Here is a 14,952-nt window from a genome sequence, read left to right as displayed (position 1 = left end):
CGTCCTAGTTGACCGTGCGGACGAGCTGCTCGCCTTCCGGAACCGACCAGTGGACGCCCTCGTGCTCGATGAACCAGTCGACCGTGCGGGCCATGCCCTCACGCAGCGAGATCATGGACACCGGGTCGATGCCGACCGAGTGCAGCGTCTCCGGGTCGGCGGTGACGACCGCACCCGCCTGCTCACCTGGCCGCATCGGCAGGTCCTCGATGGGCACGGGGGCGTACCCGCGCTCGACACACAGCTCGATGATCAGCTCGGCCACCGCCCGGATGCTCGTGGACTCCACCGGGCCGACCTCGACAACGCGGTCGAGCACCTCGCCGCGCGCGGCGACCTCCAGTGCGGACACGAGCGCGCGGGCGACGTCGCCGACCCACACCATGTCGGAGATCTGGCGCCCGCCGCCGTACAGCTCGACCGGCCAACCCGCGAGCGCGCGGCAGATGACGGCGGGGGTGATCTTGCGTACCTTGCCGGAGCCGAAGGGCGCGGCGGCGAGCTGCCGGGGGCCGTACGCGTTGACCACGCGGACATTGTTCACGCGTGTTGCCCGGTCGGCGTTGAACATGTGCACAAAACGTTCGACGGCCGACTTGGAAATGGAATAGCTGTTGTTCATCCAGTGGTTACCGACGGCAATGTTCACGCCGGGAAGGTCGTATTGCGCGACGGCCTCGAGGAAATTCAGGCCACCGATGAGATTTGTTTCCGCGGCCGGCCGGGGATTGAGAATGGTCTCCTGGGTGCCGAGCACCGCGGCGAGGTGGATGATGGCGTCGCAGTGCGCGGCGAGCTCCACCATCGCCGTCGCGTCCCGGATGTCGCCCAGCATCACCGCATGGTCCTGACCTGCGGTTCGACCGTGGTGGTCGAACACGAGCGGCTCGTGGCCCCTGCTGATGAGCTCCTCGCACACGTAACGGCCGATGAAACCGTTACCCCCCGTGACGCCAACCTTCATCGATGGATCTCCGATCCCGTCCCTCTGTGGATGTGCCGTGGTGCTGGCACGCGGGACAGTTCCTAGCAGGCGCGGAGATCGAAAGGCAGTTCACCTCCCGTAATTCGGCCGTTCAGTTCAGCGGGGGTACCGCCCTGCTGCGGCGTTCGGCCGCACGGAGGCGCCGAGGGTCGCCGTAGGGCAAACGAGTGGCACACTGCCCGGTCGTGAACGTTGAGCTGTGGTGGCGGGCGGTCTACCAGCGAAGAGTAGCGTCCGCGTTTCGCACCGTCCCGCTCTATCGCGAGCGGTGGGCGTTGTCGGGCCGGACGGACCCCGTCGTGGTGCCGGGACGGCATGGCGTCCACAGCGGAGCCATCCAGAAAGACGAGGCGTTACGCCGGTTGGTTGATCTCGTACCGCTGGCCGGTGGTACGGCGACGGTCGAAACGCTCCGAGGACTCGGTTCGGCGCTGGCGGCGCGATCCGATTTTCGCGGCAAGGGATTCGTGACAGTCCTGGACAAATCGGACGTACTGCCGCCGAACGACCTGCCACGTGGGGTCACTGGTTGTGTGCTCGACGTGGTCGAGGGGCCGACCGAGAGCGCGTGGCGCGCACTGACTGTCGCATTGGGGCGCGATGTGCCCGTGGTCGCCGTCGGCGGCGACAAACAACTCGCGGGACTGGTTGCCGAATTGCCGGAGGAACTCGCGGTCCGGCTCGACGTGGTACCCAACAGGACATTGGCGGAGTTGGACGGCGGGCCCGCCGGTCTTCTCCACGATTCACTGCTGGGTTATCTCGGCACATTGCGGCAATGCGGCCGGTGGCACCTTGACTGGCGGCGCGTGTACGCGCGGGAGACCGACGCGGGCCTCGCGGTCACGCTGCTGGGGCAGCGGTCGCCGTGCCTCGTCGACATCCTGGTCGGACCCGCCGTGCTCGCCCGCTGCCCTCGGCACGGGACGCCGGTGGTGCTGCCGTGACCGTCACCGTCCACGACCCCCGCCACGACCCAGCGCCGTCCGGTTGGTCCGACTTCGCCGCCCGGCACCACCTCTACCCGCCGTGGGACTACGAACTGCTCGGCGTCGAGGCGTGGCTGTCCCGCAACCCGCCGCTGCTCGCGGTGGCCCGGTCGGGTGGCGAGATCGCCGGTGCGATGGCGGTGCTGGTGTGCGTGCCGGGCCGGGGCGACCGCTACGCGCCGCCGCGCATGCGCCGCCTGGCGCCGAAGGTCGCCCAGGTCTACCAGCCGTGGCTCGGCGGTGAGGGTTTCTTCGTGCCGTCCGGTGCCGTGGACGTGGTGCGTGCGCTGGAGAAAGGAGTGCGGGCGCACCTGGGTCCCGCGCTCGCCGGGTTGATCTACCGGAACGTCCCCGCCTCGCTCGCGCCGCTCGTCTCGGGCCGTGGACGGGTGGTGCGCCAGGTGTCGCCCTCGGCGTCCGTGCTCGAGAACACCTTCGGTGACGAGGACGAGTGGCTGGCGAGCCTGTCCCGCAACCGGCGCAAGAACGTCCGCCGCGTGGACCGCCTGGTCGCCGCCGACCCGTCACTGGTGGTGCGCTTCGGGCCCGCCCGGACCGATGTGGACGGTGTGGCGCTGGCCGGGTTGATGCGCACGCACCGCTCGAAGTTCGGCAAGCAGCCGTTCGACCCGCGCACCCCGGTGGCGGGCGCGTACCTGGCGGAGGTGGTGCGGCGGCAGGACGTCCACACGCTCACCTACTCCGATGTGGACGGTCAGGTGCTGGCGTTCAGCACCTACCTCGACCACCCCGTGGCCCCGATTCTCCAGTTCTGGGCGAGCCGCGAGGACCGGGGGCACCTCTACTTCGACTGCCACGCCCGCGCGATCCGGCACGTGATCGCGGGCGGCCGCAAGGAGTTGTCCGCTGGCCGCGCGAAGTTCGCGCAGAAGGAGTCGCTTGGCTTCGGCGCCCGCCCGATGTGCGTCGTCGGCGTGCCCGGCCCGGTGATCGGCCGATGAGCTGGGAAGTGCTGGACCCGCGCCATGACAAGGAACCGCCGTACTGGCGCGAACTCCGCACGAAGGCGGCGCTGCGCGCGGACTGGGCGTGGGAGGTGCTCGCGGCGCAGGCGTGGACGTCCCGCACCCCGGTGTTCGTCGCGGTCCTGCGCGACGGCCCGGCCGCGGCCGGTGTCGTGTTCGCGAACTGGGCCGGGCTTCCGGTGCGCCGCAACGGGTTCGTCGGCACCAGGCGGGCCCGCCTCGTCGGTGGCCTGCACGTGCGCAACCCGGGCTCCGGCTCGACGCCGGGCTGGTGGTCGGACGACCTGCCGACCGCCGAGTTCCTCCGCGACTACGTGAGCGCCATGCGCCGCGCGCTGGGTCCTGGCTGCGGTGGGGCGCTGCTGCGCCAGCTCACGGCCGACGAGGTCGCGGCGATGGGCCGCTGTGTGTCCCGCCCCACGGAGTCCCTCGCGATCCTGCGCGCGTCGGCGTGGCCGTCGGTGGCGGCCTGGGTGGCGGCCATGAAACGCAAGCGCAGGCACAACATGCGGCAGGTCATCCGCACGGTGGACCAGTACGAGGCGCTGACCGTCGACGTGGTCCCTGGTGCGAGCCTCGATCCGCTGGAGGTCGCGCGGGTGCTGCGTCACAACGAGCGCAAGTACGGGGGCAGGCTGGCCCCGCTCCCGCAGACCACCGGCTACCTGACCGCGCTGCTGCGCCAGCCGGACGTCGTGGTCGGGGCCTACCGCACTGCGGACACGGGTGAGCTTGAGGCGTTCGTGTCGGTCCTCGACCACCCGAGGTGGCCGGTCACCCGGCACTGGTCGGCGCGCCCGGCCACCCGGCCGGACCGCCCCAACCTGTACCTGAACCACTACCGGCTCATGGTGGAGTTCGCCCACCGGACCGGTAGGGAAGGCGTGATCGTCGGCCGGGGCAAACCGGAGCTCAAGGCGTCCCTGTGCGCGGAACTGGTGCCGCAGTACGCGGCCGCGATCCGGTAGGGGGCGGCCATCGGGGGCGAAAGCCCATGTGAATGTCAGGTCCTGACCTGCCATGATGCGAATGTGGATCAGCACAGCCTGCGTACCGTGGCGGCCACCCGCTACGTGACGCCCTTCCGGGAGGGCGGCTCACTCCCCGGACTCGTCGAGGCGGACGACCTCGGCATGTACGTACTCAAGTTCCGAGGTGCAGGTCAGGGCCTCAAGGCGCTGACCGCGGAGATCATCGTCGGTGAACTGGCACGCAGGCTCGGGTTCCGGGTGCCCGAGCTGGCGCTGGTCGACCTGGACCCGGAGCTGTCCCGTGCTGAGCCGGACGAGGAGATCCAGGACCTGCTCCGCGCGAGCCCCGGCCAGAACCTCGGCATCGACTATCTGCCCGGTTCGTTCGACTTCAACCCACGGGTCCGCGACCCCGGCAGCGAGCTCGCGGCCCGGCTGCTGTGGCTGGACACACTGGTGCTCAACGTGGACCGCAGCTGGCGCAACCCGAACATGCTGTTGTGGCACCGTCAGATCTGGCTCATCGACCATGGCGCGGCGCTGATCTTCCACCACCGCTGGCTGCCCGGCTGGCGGCCGGCGCCGACGTACCGCTACGACGCCGCCGACCACGTGATGATGCCGGTCGCGGGCTCGGTCGTGGCGGCGGACGCCGTGCTGCGCCCGCAGGTGACACCCGAGCTGGTACGCGAGGTGCTGGCCCTGGTCCCCGACGAGTGGCTCGACCCCGCGTTCGGGTCACCGGCGCAGGTCCGCGACGCGTATGCGGCATACTTCGCCGCGCGCCTCGCCGACGCGCCCAACTGGGTCGCCGCCCTGGAGGAGACCCGTGCCGCACGTGTTTGAGTACGTTATCGTACGTGCCGTGCCCCGCCAGGAACGTGGCGAGTTCATGAACGTCGGTGCGATCGTCTACTGCGCGTCGCTCCGCTTTCTCAGGTGCGCGGTGGCCGTGGACAAGGATCGCCTGCGTGCCCTGGACCCGGGACTCGACCTGGAAATTCTCGACGCGGCCCTCAGCTCGATGCACGAGGCCTGCGAGGGCACCGGCCCGATGGCGGGCACCGGCGTCGGGCAACGCTTCCGCTGGCTCACCGCCCCGCGCAGCACCATCCTGCAGACGTCCCCGGCCCATACCGGCCTGACCGACGACCCCGCCGCCGAACTGGACCGCCTGGTGCACACCCAGGTCCACCTCTGACCGTGTCGGAACGGGTCGAACGCGTCGACGAACACGACCGGGTCGTCGGCGTGGTCGACCGGGACGATGCGGTGCGCAACGGCTGGTTCCACCGGGTGGCGGCGACCGTCTGCCGTGACACGCGGGGCCGCTACCTGGTCTACCGGCGGGCGGACGGCATCACCCGGTTTCCCGGCCACCATGACGTGTGCGTCGGCGGTGCGGTCGCCGTCGGCGAGTCCTATGCGGCCGCGGCCGTCCGCGAACTGCGCGAGGAACTGGGCATCGACGTGCCGGTGCGCCCGGTCTGCGTGTTCCTGTGCCGGGGCGAGCTGACCTCGTACTGGCTGGCCGTGTACGAGGCCGTGTTCGACGGCGAGGTCCGGGCGGATCCGCGCGAGATCGCGTGGCACGGCTGGCTCACCCCCGAGGAGCTGACCGAGGCGATCGCTTCCTGGCCGTTCGTCTCCGATGGGCAGATCGTGTTCCGGCGCTACCTGGACGCGGGGCGGCCACAGGATTCGCCGCAGTGAACAGGTGTGCGAAACAGCGGTCACTCTAGGCTCGTCAGGGTGGCGAAGTACTTCGACGTGCATCCGGACAACCCGCAGCGGCGTTCGGTCGGACAGATCGTCGACCTGGTGCGGTCCGGTGGGCTGATCGCGTACCCGACCGACTCCTGTTTCGCGCTGGGCTGCCAGTTCGGCAACAAGGACGGGCTGGAGCGGATCAAGGCGATCCGGCAGCTCGACGACCGCCACCACTTCACGCTCGTGTGCCACGACTTCTCGCAGCTCGGTCAGTTCGTCTACCTCAGCAACACGGTGTTCCGCGCGGTCAAGGCGTCCACCCCGGGCCCGTACACGTTCATCCTGCCCGCCACGAAAGAGGTGCCGCGCAGGCTCATGCACTCCAAGAAGAAGACCGTCGGGGTGCGGATCCCCGACCACGTGGTCACCCAGGCGATCCTCGCCGAACTGGGGGAGCCGCTGCTGTCCAGCACGCTGCTCCTGCCGGGCGAGGAGGAGCCGATGACGCAGGGCTGGGAGATCAAGGAGGCGCTCGACCACGTCGTCGACGCCGTGATCGACTCCGGCGACTGCGGCACCGAGCCGACCACGGTGATCGACTTCTCGGACGACGAGGCCGAGGTCATCCGCGAAGGCGCCGGCGACCTGGCCCCCCTGGGACTGGCGTAGGGCCGGTCCGGAGGCCGCCGGGGCCGTAGGCGGGGAAAACTCGTTCGTGCACGCCGTTAGGCTCGATGTCGAGATGAGTATGTCCTCCACCGCCGACCTGCGCGCGCGCCTCCCAGAACTGACGCTCCGCGACGAACGCCGCCTGCTTCGTCGCATCGAGAGCCTTGGCAAGATCAGGGACACCGAGGCAAGGGCCGCGCGGGCCGAGGAGATCGGCAAGGAGATCGACAGGGCCGCCGGGCGCATGGCCGCACGTGCCGCGTCGGTCCCGAAGATCACCTATCCGGAAGAGCTGCCGATCAGCCAGCGGCGCGACGACATCCGCGCGGCCATCGAGGCGCACCAGGTCGTGATCGTGGCCGGCGAGACCGGCTCCGGCAAGACCACGCAGCTGCCGAAGATCTGCCTCGAGCTTGGGCGCGGCGTCCGCGGCCTGATCGGGCACACCCAGCCCCGCCGGATCGCCGCGCGCACGGTCGCCGAACGCATCTCCGACGAGCTTTCCGTGCGGCTCGGCGACGCCGTCGGCTGGAAGGTCCGGTTCACCGACCAGGTCAGCGACAGGACCCACGTCAAGCTGATGACCGACGGCATCCTGCTCGCCGAGCTGCAGTCCGACCGGATGCTGCGCCAGTACGACACGCTGATCATCGACGAGGCGCACGAACGCAGCCTCAACATCGACTTCATCCTCGGCTACCTCAAGCGCATCCTGCCGCGCCGCCCGGACCTCAAGGTGATCATCACCTCCGCCACGATCGACCCGGAGCGGTTCTCCCGCCACTTCGACGACGCGCCGATCGTCGAGGTCTCCGGCCGGACGTACCCGGTCGAGGTCCGTTATCGCCCGATCGTCGACCCCGACGACCCGGACGCCGATTCGGACCGTGACCAGACGCAGGCGATCCTCGACGCGGTCGACGAGCTGTCCGCCGAGGGCCCCGGTGATGTCCTCGTGTTCCTCTCCGGCGAACGGGAGATCCGCGACACCACGGACGCGCTGCTCGCGCTGGACAAACCAGGGCTGGAGATCCTGCCGCTGTACGCGCGCCTGTCCTCCGGCGAGCAGCGCCGGGTGTTCCAGCGACATCGCGGGCGCCGGGTCGTGCTGGCCACGAACGTGGCGGAGACGTCGCTGACGGTGCCCGGCATCAAGTACGTCATCGACCCCGGGTTCGCACGGATCTCCCGGTACAGCAACCGGTTGAAGGTCCAGCGGCTGCCGATCGAGAAGATCTCGCAGGCGTCGGCGAACCAGCGCAAGGGCCGCTGCGGGCGCACCTCCGACGGCATCTGCGTCCGCCTCTACGCGGAGGACGACTTCGACGCGCGGCCCGAGTTCACCGACCCGGAGATCCTGCGTACCAACCTCGCGTCGGTCATCCTGCAGATGGCCGCGGCCGACCTCGGCGACATCGCGGAGTTCCCGTTCGTCGAGCCGCCGGACCGCCGCCACATCACCGACGGCATGAACCTGCTGCACGAGCTCGGCGCGCTGGACACGTCCACGAAGGACACCACGCTGCGGCTGACGGCGTTGGGACACAAGCTGGCCCGCCTCCCGGTCGATCCGCGCCTCGCCCGCATGGTCCTCGAGGCCGACAAGAACGGTTGCGTCACCGAGGTGACGATCATCGCGGCGGCACTGTCCATCCAGGACCCACGCGAGCGTCCCTCGGACAAGCAGACCCAGGCCGACCAGCAGCACGCCCGGTTCCGGGACCCCGATTCGGACTTCACGTCCTACCTCAAGCTCTGGGACTACCTGACCGAGCAGAAGCGCGACCTGTCGGCGAACCGGTTCCGCAAGCTGTGCCGCGCCGAGTACCTGAACTATCTGCGGGTGCGGGAGTGGCAGGACGTGGCGGGCCAGCTGAAGCAGATGACGAAGAGCCTCGACGTGGTGCCGAACGAGTCGCCTGCCCCCGCCAAGCAGGTGCACATGTCCCTGCTCGCGGGCCTGCTGTCGCACATCGGCCTCAAGGACGCCGCCAAGCACGACTACCTTGGCGCCCGCAGCGCGCGGTTCGGCATCTTCCCCGGTTCCTCGCTGTTCAAGAAGCAGCCGAGGTGGATCATGGCAGCGGAGCTGGTGGAGACGACCAGGCTGTGGGGCCGGATCGTCGCGAAGATCGAACCGGAGTGGATCGAACCGCTCGCCGGGCACCTGGTGCGCCGCAACTACAGCGAGCCGCGCTGGGAGAAGAAGCGCGCCGCGGTCATGGCGACCGAGCGGGTGACGCTGCTCGGCGTGCCGATCGTGGTGGACCGGGCGGTGAACTACGGCCGGATCGACCCGCCGGTGGCGCGTGAGCTGTTCATCCGGCACGCACTGGTGCAGGGGGAGTGGGACACCCGGCACCGGTTCCTGAAACGCAACGCCGAGCTGCTCGCCGAGGCCGAGGAGCTGGAGCACAAGGCGCGGCGCCGCGACATCGTCGTCGACGAGGAGACGCTGTTCGCCTTCTACGACGAGCGCGTCGGCCAGGACGTCGTGTCCGGACGGCACTTCGACACCTGGTGGAAGAAGACCAGGGACAAGCAGCCGGAACTGCTGACGTTCACGCGTGACCTGCTGGTGAACCCGGACGTCGGCGTCAGCGCGGAGGACTACCCGGACGCGGTGCGGTCTGGCGACGTCCGGCTGCCGCTGACCTACCGGTTCGAGCCAGGCGAGGCCACCGACGGGGTCACCGTGCGGGTGCCGTTGCCGCTGCTGAACAGGGTGAACGCGGACGGCCTGCCGTGGCAGGTGCCTGGCATGCGTGGCGAGCTGGTGACCGCGCTGATCCGGTCGCTGCCCAAGCCGGTGCGCCGCAACTTCGTGCCGGTGCCGGACTACGTGGCCGCCGTGCTGGACCGGCTGGGCCCCGAGCCGACGGTCGACGACGTCGGCGCGCTGCTGCGTGAGCTGACCGGCGTGGTCGTGCCGCCGGACGCGTGGCAGCTCGACCAGGTGCCACAGCACCTGAAGACCACGTTCCAGGTGGTGGAGGAGTCCGACGGCAGGCCGATCGTCGAGGGCAAGGACCTCGGTGCGCTGAAGCGGGAGCTGGCGGACCGGGTGCGTGAGTCGCTCGCGACCGGTGCCGAAGGCATCACGCGCACCGGGCTGACCTCGTGGGACTTCGACGAGCTGCCGCGCAGCGTGTCCCTGCGTCGTGCTGGCCAGCAGGTGACGGCGTACCCGGCGCTGGTCGACGAGGGCACCTCGGTCGCCATCCGCCTGTTCGACAACGAGCGCGAACAGGCGTCGGCGATGTGGCGTGGCACGCGGCGGCTGGTGCTGCTGACCGTGCCGTCGCCGGTGAAGCAGGTGGTGCGCCGCCTGGACAACACGGCGAAGCTGGCCCTGTCGGCGAACCCGCACGGCAGCGTGCCGGGGCTGCTGGAGGACTGCCTCAGCTGCGCCGCGGACCACCTGATCACCGCGGCAGGCGGACCGGTGTGGACGGCGGCCGCGTTCAAGTCCTTGTGCGACAAGGTAAGGGCGGATCTACACGACGCGCTGTACGACGTGCTGGCGAGGACAAGGGGCGTGCTCACGGTGAACGCGAACCTGGACGCGGCACTGTCGAGAATGACGGGCAAGGTGTTCGCGGAGTCGGTCGCGGACATGCACGCACAGCGGAACGCGTTGGTGTTCAACGGTTTCGTGACCGCGACGGGATACCGTCATCTGTCCGATGTGGAGCGTTACCTCAACGGAATCCTGCGCCGCCTGGACAAACTCCCGGAACGCCCGGCGCGCGACGCCGACTGGGCCTACGCGGTGCAGGGCGTGTGGGAGGCGTACGAGGAGGCCAGAGGGCAACTGGGGCCCGACGATGTGAGGCTGCGCGAGGTCCGCTGGATGATCGAGGAACTGCGGATCAGCTACTTCGCGCAGACCCTCAAAACGGCGTACCCGGTCTCGGAGAAACGCATCTACCGCACCATCGACGAAGCACTCGGCTACTGACACCCGCGAGTTCAGCTGAACGGTGTCCTCGGCCGCTCCTGGTGCTCGCCGTCGACGTACAGGTCCACCTTCTCGTTGTAGAAGCACGCGAGCCCGGTGATCTTCTGGCTCTCCGGCAGTGGCGCACGGTAGATCCACACGACGTCCTCGTGGTCGCCGACGCTCCAGTACGACGCCGTCCCCTTGTACGGGCACGATGTCGTGGTCGCCGACGGCCGCAGCAGGTCCATCCGCACGTCGGGCAGCGGCAGGTAGTACCGAGGCGGCAGCGACGTCTCGAACAGGATCCTCGGCTGCCGCGACGACGCGACCGTCACCCCGTCGAGCCGCACCTGCACGTGCCGCGAGCTGGCGAGGATGTCCACCCGCTTGTACGGGTCGCGCGGGTGCACGTAGATCGGCTCGTCCTCCTCCAGCCACTCGTCCATGGCGGAGAACTCCAGCCGCACGAGGTCGTCGACGCGGCGGGCGGCGCCCGGCACCGTCACGTCACCGACCACGACGTCCCCGGACGGTGTCACCTCCGCGAGGACGTCCGCCGCCGGCAGGTAGTAGGCCGGGTAGTACGGCACCTCCCACACCAGCATCGGCGCCCTGCTGTCGGCCACCAGCTGACCACCCGCGTACACCCGCACCCGCTTGGGGCTCACCTCTTTACGCACAACCTCGAAATTACTCTGGACCTGGAGCGCGCTCCACGTACCACGATGGTCAGACATGAAGACACGACTCCTGGGGGACCGCGAGGTCAGCGCGCTCGGTTTCGGGTGCTGGGCGATCGGCGGCCCCTTCTCCGACACGGACGGCAAACCACTCGGCTGGGGCGAGGTCGACGACGACGAGTCGATCTCCGCCATCCACAGGGCGCTTGACCTGGGCATCACCTTCTTCGACACCGCCGACGTCTACGGCGCGGGCCACAGCGAGCGGGTGCTCGGGCGCGCGCTCGGCAAGCGGCGTGCCGACGTGGTCGTCGCCGGCAAATGGGGCAACGTGTTCGACGGGGACACGAAGGTGCTCACCGGCGCCGACCAGACCGTCGAGTACATGCACCGGGCGATCCGGGCCACGCTCACCCGGCTCGGCACCGACTACCTCGACCTCTACCAGCTCCACACCGCTCCGTCGGTCACCGACGCCGCGCCGCTCGCCGACGCGGCCGAGGACATGGTCAAGGAGGGCCTCATCCTCGGCTTCGCCTGGAGCACCGACGACCCGGAGCGGGCGGCGTCCTGGGTGGGCAGGCCCGGCTACGTGGCCGTGCAGCACGAGTGCAGCGTGCTGCACGACGCGCCGGAGATCCTCGGCCTCTGCGAACAGCACGGCCTCGCGAGCGTCGACCGCACCCCGCTCGCCATGGGGCTGCTCGGCCGCCGCGACAGCAGCACACCAGCGACCGGTGCGGACATCCGCTCGGCCGCACCGGAATGGCTGCGGTTCTTCGCCGACGGCGTGCCAACCGCCGAGTGGGCCGGCGTGGTGGACGGCCTGCGCGACATTCTCACCAGCGACGGCCGCACCCTCGCGCAGGGCGCGCTGGCATGGCTGTGGGCGCGCAGCGAGCGGACCATCCCGATCCCGGGCTTCCGCAACGTCACCCAGGCGCAGGACAACGCGGGCGCGCTCGCGCACGGTCCACTGAGGCCGGAGCAGATGACCGAGATCGGGCGCCTACTGCGCGGGTGAGTCGGGCGGCGGCACCTGGTACACCCGGGACCGTTCCACGTCGACGACCCCTGGCACGGTCGACAGGGAGGTCAGCGCCTCCCCGTCGACCGTGCCGGTCACCACTCCGGCACTGTCGAGTACCTCGCTCACCCGCAGGCCCGCGGCCCGCAGCGCGTCCACCACAGTGGACATGTCGTCGACCTGGTCGTCGGCCACCGAAATGACCACCTGCTCGTCCGCCACCAGGCCTCCTCGACATGTCAGGGCGCTTGCATCAATCCTGCCCCAATGTCGGTCGACGGCAAAGGCAGCCGCCGCGCGTACTGCGACAGCCGTGCCCACAGCTCCAGTCCACGTGCGCCGGTCGCCTGCGCGACGAGTGCCGCGATGCCCGCCGCGTGCGGGGTCGCCATGCTGGTGCCGGAGATCCGCTTGTACCGCAGCGGCATGGGCCAGCTGGAGTGCACGTCGAACCCGGGCCCGGTCAGGTCGATGGCACCGATCGTGTCGACCGTCCCACACGAGAACCACGCCATCGCCCTGGCCACGTCGATCGCGCTGATCGCCATGATCGACGGGCAGTTCGCCGGGTGGCCGACCGGGTTGACCCGCCCGATCCGCCGGTCGCTCTCGTTGCCGGCGGCCGCGATGATCAGCGTGCCCTTCTCCAGTGCCCTCGTCGCGACCCGCTCGAACGTGCGGGAGTACGCCTGACCTGGCTGGGTCGGCGCGCCGAGGGACATCGACACGACCGAGCACCCGCTTGTGATCGCCCAGTTGATGCCGGACAGGATGCCGCCGTCCGCGCCGGAGCCCTGGTTGCTCAGCACCTTGCCGACATGGATCTCCGCCTGGTACGCCACCCCGTAGCCGGGGCCGTCGCCGACCTCGCGCGGCCCGCACGAGGTGCCGACGCAGTGCGTGCCGTGCCCGTGGCCGTCCTGCACCTCCTCGCCCTGGACGAACGACTCGGACACCACGGTCCGGTCCGCGAAGTCCGGATGCGACAGGTCGAAGCCGGTGTCCAGCACGGCCACCTTGATGCCCTCGCCGGTCGCCCTGCTGTTCAGCGCGCCCGTGGCCTGCAGCCCCCACGTGAACACGGACTCGTCGACCGTGTGCGGGTCCGCGTCGGTCACCGGGGCGGTGGGCTCGATGGCCTCCACGAAGCGCTCCGGTTCGATCAGTTCGATCGGCCCTGGCTCGTCCGCGGCCCGCGCGAGCGCCGTGACCTGGTCGTCATCGGCGCTCACCAGAGCGACGCCCAGTTCGTGCATCAGCAGACCGTCCGCTTCCCACAGCGCCTCCGTGGCGCCGTCGGCCGAGTCCACGGTGCGGATACCCGCCACCCGGTTCAGCTCGCCGGTCGCGTCGGTCCAATCGTCATTGAGCAGGACGAGGTACCGTCCCGTCGTCCCGTCTGCAGCCGCTGTCATGGCCGCCACCTTCTTCTCTTTCGCTCGGCTCGCGTGCATCCGGCCACTAGTGCCCCGTCCAGGCGGATACGGCACGATTCTCTTTCGGCCCCGCCGCCCGCTGGCGGCGTTGCCGAAAGGCCCGAGTACAACCCGGTACGAGGACCTTTCGGCGCCTTGCCGGCGAACACCGGGATCCGCCGATAACCACCCCGATCCACCTGGACGGGGCACTAGGTATTTCGCACGCGGCCGATGTGGTGTAACGGGCATCACATGATCTGTCCGTGCCGACCTTCCCGAGCCGGACGTTTAGGGTCGGAAGCATGCAGAGCTGGCCATCCACTCCGGTGCCTCGCGTTCCCGGCACCCCCCGACCGCTTCGGCTGTACGACACCGCGGCACGCGAGATCCGCCCGACCGCACCAGGTCCGACCGCGACCATGTACGTCTGCGGCATCACCCCGTACGACGCCACCCACCTCGGGCACGCGGCGACCTACCTCGCGTTCGACCTGGTGCACCGGCAGTGGCTCGACAACGGCCACGACGTGCACTATGTGCAGAACGTGACCGATGTGGACGACCCGCTGCTGGAGCGCGCCAAGCGCGATCAGGACGACTGGGTCGTGCTGGCCATGCGTGAGACGGCGCTGTTCCGAGAGGACATGGCGGCGCTGCGGGTGCTGCCGCCGAGGGACTTCCTCGGCGCGGTGGAGTCGATCCCGGAGATCGTGGAGACGGTCGCGAAGCTGCTGTCCGACGGCGTCGCCTACCGGGTGGACGACCAGGAATACCCGGACATCTACTTCTCGCACCTGGCGTCCGGCCGGTTCGGTGCCGTGTCGCACTACTCGCCGGACGAGATGGCGACGTTCTTCGCCGAGCGCGGCGGTGACCCCGACCGCCCCGGGAAGCGGCACCCGCTCGACGCACTGCTGTGGCGGGCCGCGCGGCCGGGCGAGCCGAGCTGGGAGAGCGAGCTGGGGCCCGGCAGGCCCGGCTGGCACGTGGAGTGCAGCGTCATCGCGCTGAACCAGCTCGGCATGAGCTTCGACGTGCAGGGTGGCGGCTCGGACCTGATCTTCCCGCACCACGAGTTCAGCGCCGCGCACGCCGAGGCGCTGACCGGCCAGCACCCCTTCGCCCGGCACTACACGCACGCCGGGATGATCGGGCTGGACGGCGAGAAGATGTCCAAGTCACGCGGGAACCTGGTGTTCGTGTCCCGCCTGCGTGCGGACAGGATCGACCCGATGGCGGTCCGGCTCGGGCTGCTGTCCGGCCACTACCGGGACGACCGGCCGTGGACCGCCGAGGTGCTGTCGTCGGCGCAGGAGCGGGTGGCCCGGTGGCGTGCCGCGGTGTCGCTGGCCGCCGCACCGCCGGCCGAGGACCTGGTGGACCGGTTGCGGACCCACCTGTCGAACGACCTGGACAGCCCGGCCGCGCTGGCCGCGGTCGACGCGTGGGCGGACGAGGCCCTGTCGTCCGGCGGCTCCGACGCGGACAGCGGGGCGCTGGTCCGCGCCGCGGTGGACGCGCTGCTCGGCGTCCTGCTCTGAGTGTGCCGGTGGCCCCCCGCACCCGGGCCACCC

Annotated in this window: 14 protein-coding genes; 10 read left to right on the top strand and 4 right to left on the bottom strand. The window is 70.0% G+C overall.

Translation table 11 applies throughout. The features are described 5' to 3' along the window. Positions 1 to 4 precede the first annotated feature (4 nt). Entirely contained in the window at positions 5 to 964 is a 960-nt protein-coding gene (locus tag WBA97_RS25470; protein ID WP_424233444.1) for an NAD-dependent epimerase/dehydratase family protein, read from the bottom strand. A 206-nt stretch (positions 965 to 1,170) separates the two neighbouring features. On the opposite strand from WBA97_RS25470, the gene WBA97_RS25465 reads away from it, so the two are divergent. The 8 genes from WBA97_RS25465 to hrpA all read left to right on the top strand — a co-directional run bounded on the left by WBA97_RS25465 (position 1,171) and on the right by hrpA (position 10,271). Beyond that, entirely contained in the window at positions 1,171 to 1,932 is a 762-nt protein-coding gene (locus tag WBA97_RS25465; RefSeq protein ID WP_424233443.1) for a hypothetical protein, read from the top strand. After that, on the top strand, positions 1,929 to 2,936 hold the full coding sequence (locus WBA97_RS25460; RefSeq protein WP_424233442.1) for a GNAT family N-acetyltransferase: 1,008 nt from the start codon (positions 1,929 to 1,931) through the stop codon (positions 2,934 to 2,936). Before WBA97_RS25465 ends, WBA97_RS25460 begins: the two co-directional genes overlap by 4 nt. Next, on the top strand, positions 2,933 to 3,928 hold the full coding sequence (locus WBA97_RS25455) for a GNAT family N-acetyltransferase (protein WP_424233441.1): 996 nt from the start codon (positions 2,933 to 2,935) through the stop codon (positions 3,926 to 3,928). The genes WBA97_RS25460 and WBA97_RS25455 overlap by 4 nt, the downstream gene beginning before the upstream one ends. 63 nt (positions 3,929 to 3,991) lie before the next feature. Further along, on the top strand, positions 3,992 to 4,777 hold the full coding sequence (locus WBA97_RS25450; RefSeq protein ID WP_424233440.1) for a HipA family kinase: 786 nt from the start codon (positions 3,992 to 3,994) through the stop codon (positions 4,775 to 4,777). Next, positions 4,761 to 5,132, top strand: a complete 372-nt coding sequence (locus WBA97_RS25445) for a DUF3037 domain-containing protein (protein ID WP_424233439.1) — start codon at positions 4,761 to 4,763, stop codon at positions 5,130 to 5,132. Before WBA97_RS25450 ends, WBA97_RS25445 begins: the two co-directional genes overlap by 17 nt. 2 nt (positions 5,133 to 5,134) lie before the next feature. After that, positions 5,135 to 5,644, top strand: a complete 510-nt coding sequence (locus WBA97_RS25440; RefSeq protein ID WP_424233438.1) for an NUDIX hydrolase — start codon at positions 5,135 to 5,137, stop codon at positions 5,642 to 5,644. 39 nt (positions 5,645 to 5,683) lie between these two features. Beyond that, a complete protein-coding gene (locus tag WBA97_RS25435) occupies positions 5,684 to 6,310 on the top strand; it encodes an L-threonylcarbamoyladenylate synthase (protein ID WP_424233437.1) in 627 nt (208 codons plus the stop codon). A gap of 79 nt (positions 6,311 to 6,389) precedes the next feature. Continuing rightward, on the top strand, positions 6,390 to 10,271 hold the full coding sequence (gene hrpA / locus WBA97_RS25430) for an ATP-dependent RNA helicase HrpA (protein WP_424233472.1): 3,882 nt from the start codon (positions 6,390 to 6,392) through the stop codon (positions 10,269 to 10,271). An 11-nt stretch (positions 10,272 to 10,282) separates the two neighbouring features. On the opposite strand, the gene WBA97_RS25425 is transcribed toward hrpA, so the two are convergent. Continuing rightward, the gene (locus tag WBA97_RS25425) at positions 10,283 to 10,990 is read right to left on the bottom strand and encodes a DUF427 domain-containing protein (protein WP_424233436.1); all 708 of its coding nucleotides are present in this window, start codon (positions 10,988 to 10,990) and stop codon (positions 10,283 to 10,285) included. Between WBA97_RS25425 and WBA97_RS25420 the strand changes: the two genes are divergently transcribed. Then, positions 10,989 to 11,957 (top strand): aldo/keto reductase, encoded by a 969-nt coding sequence (locus WBA97_RS25420; protein WP_424233435.1) that lies wholly within the window; start codon positions 10,989 to 10,991, stop codon positions 11,955 to 11,957. The genes WBA97_RS25425 and WBA97_RS25420 overlap by 2 nt on opposite strands. On the opposite strand, the gene WBA97_RS25415 is transcribed toward WBA97_RS25420, so the two are convergent. Both WBA97_RS25415 and WBA97_RS25410 read right to left on the bottom strand, forming a co-directional pair. Continuing rightward, positions 11,943 to 12,182, bottom strand: a complete 240-nt coding sequence (locus tag WBA97_RS25415) for a hypothetical protein (RefSeq protein WP_424233434.1) — start codon at positions 12,180 to 12,182, stop codon at positions 11,943 to 11,945. The genes WBA97_RS25420 and WBA97_RS25415 overlap by 15 nt on opposite strands. A 17-nt stretch (positions 12,183 to 12,199) precedes the next feature. Further along, positions 12,200 to 13,375 carry a S8 family peptidase gene (locus WBA97_RS25410; RefSeq protein ID WP_424233433.1) on the bottom strand — a complete coding sequence of 392 codons (1,176 nt, stop codon included), beginning with the start codon at positions 13,373 to 13,375 and terminating at the stop codon, positions 12,200 to 12,202. A 305-nt stretch (positions 13,376 to 13,680) separates the two neighbouring features. Between WBA97_RS25410 and mshC the strand changes: the two genes are divergently transcribed. Further along, positions 13,681 to 14,919, top strand: coding sequence for a cysteine--1-D-myo-inosityl 2-amino-2-deoxy-alpha-D-glucopyranoside ligase (mshC, locus tag WBA97_RS25405; protein WP_424233432.1), 1,239 nt, complete (start codon positions 13,681 to 13,683; stop codon positions 14,917 to 14,919). The last annotated feature ends 33 nt before the right edge of the window (positions 14,920 to 14,952 follow it).

Origin of the sequence: Actinophytocola sp. (assembly GCF_049647105.1) — a bacterium.
GTDB lineage: Bacteria > Actinomycetota > Actinomycetes > Mycobacteriales > Pseudonocardiaceae > Actinophytocola.
This window is presented reverse-complemented; position numbering and strand designations above follow the sequence as displayed.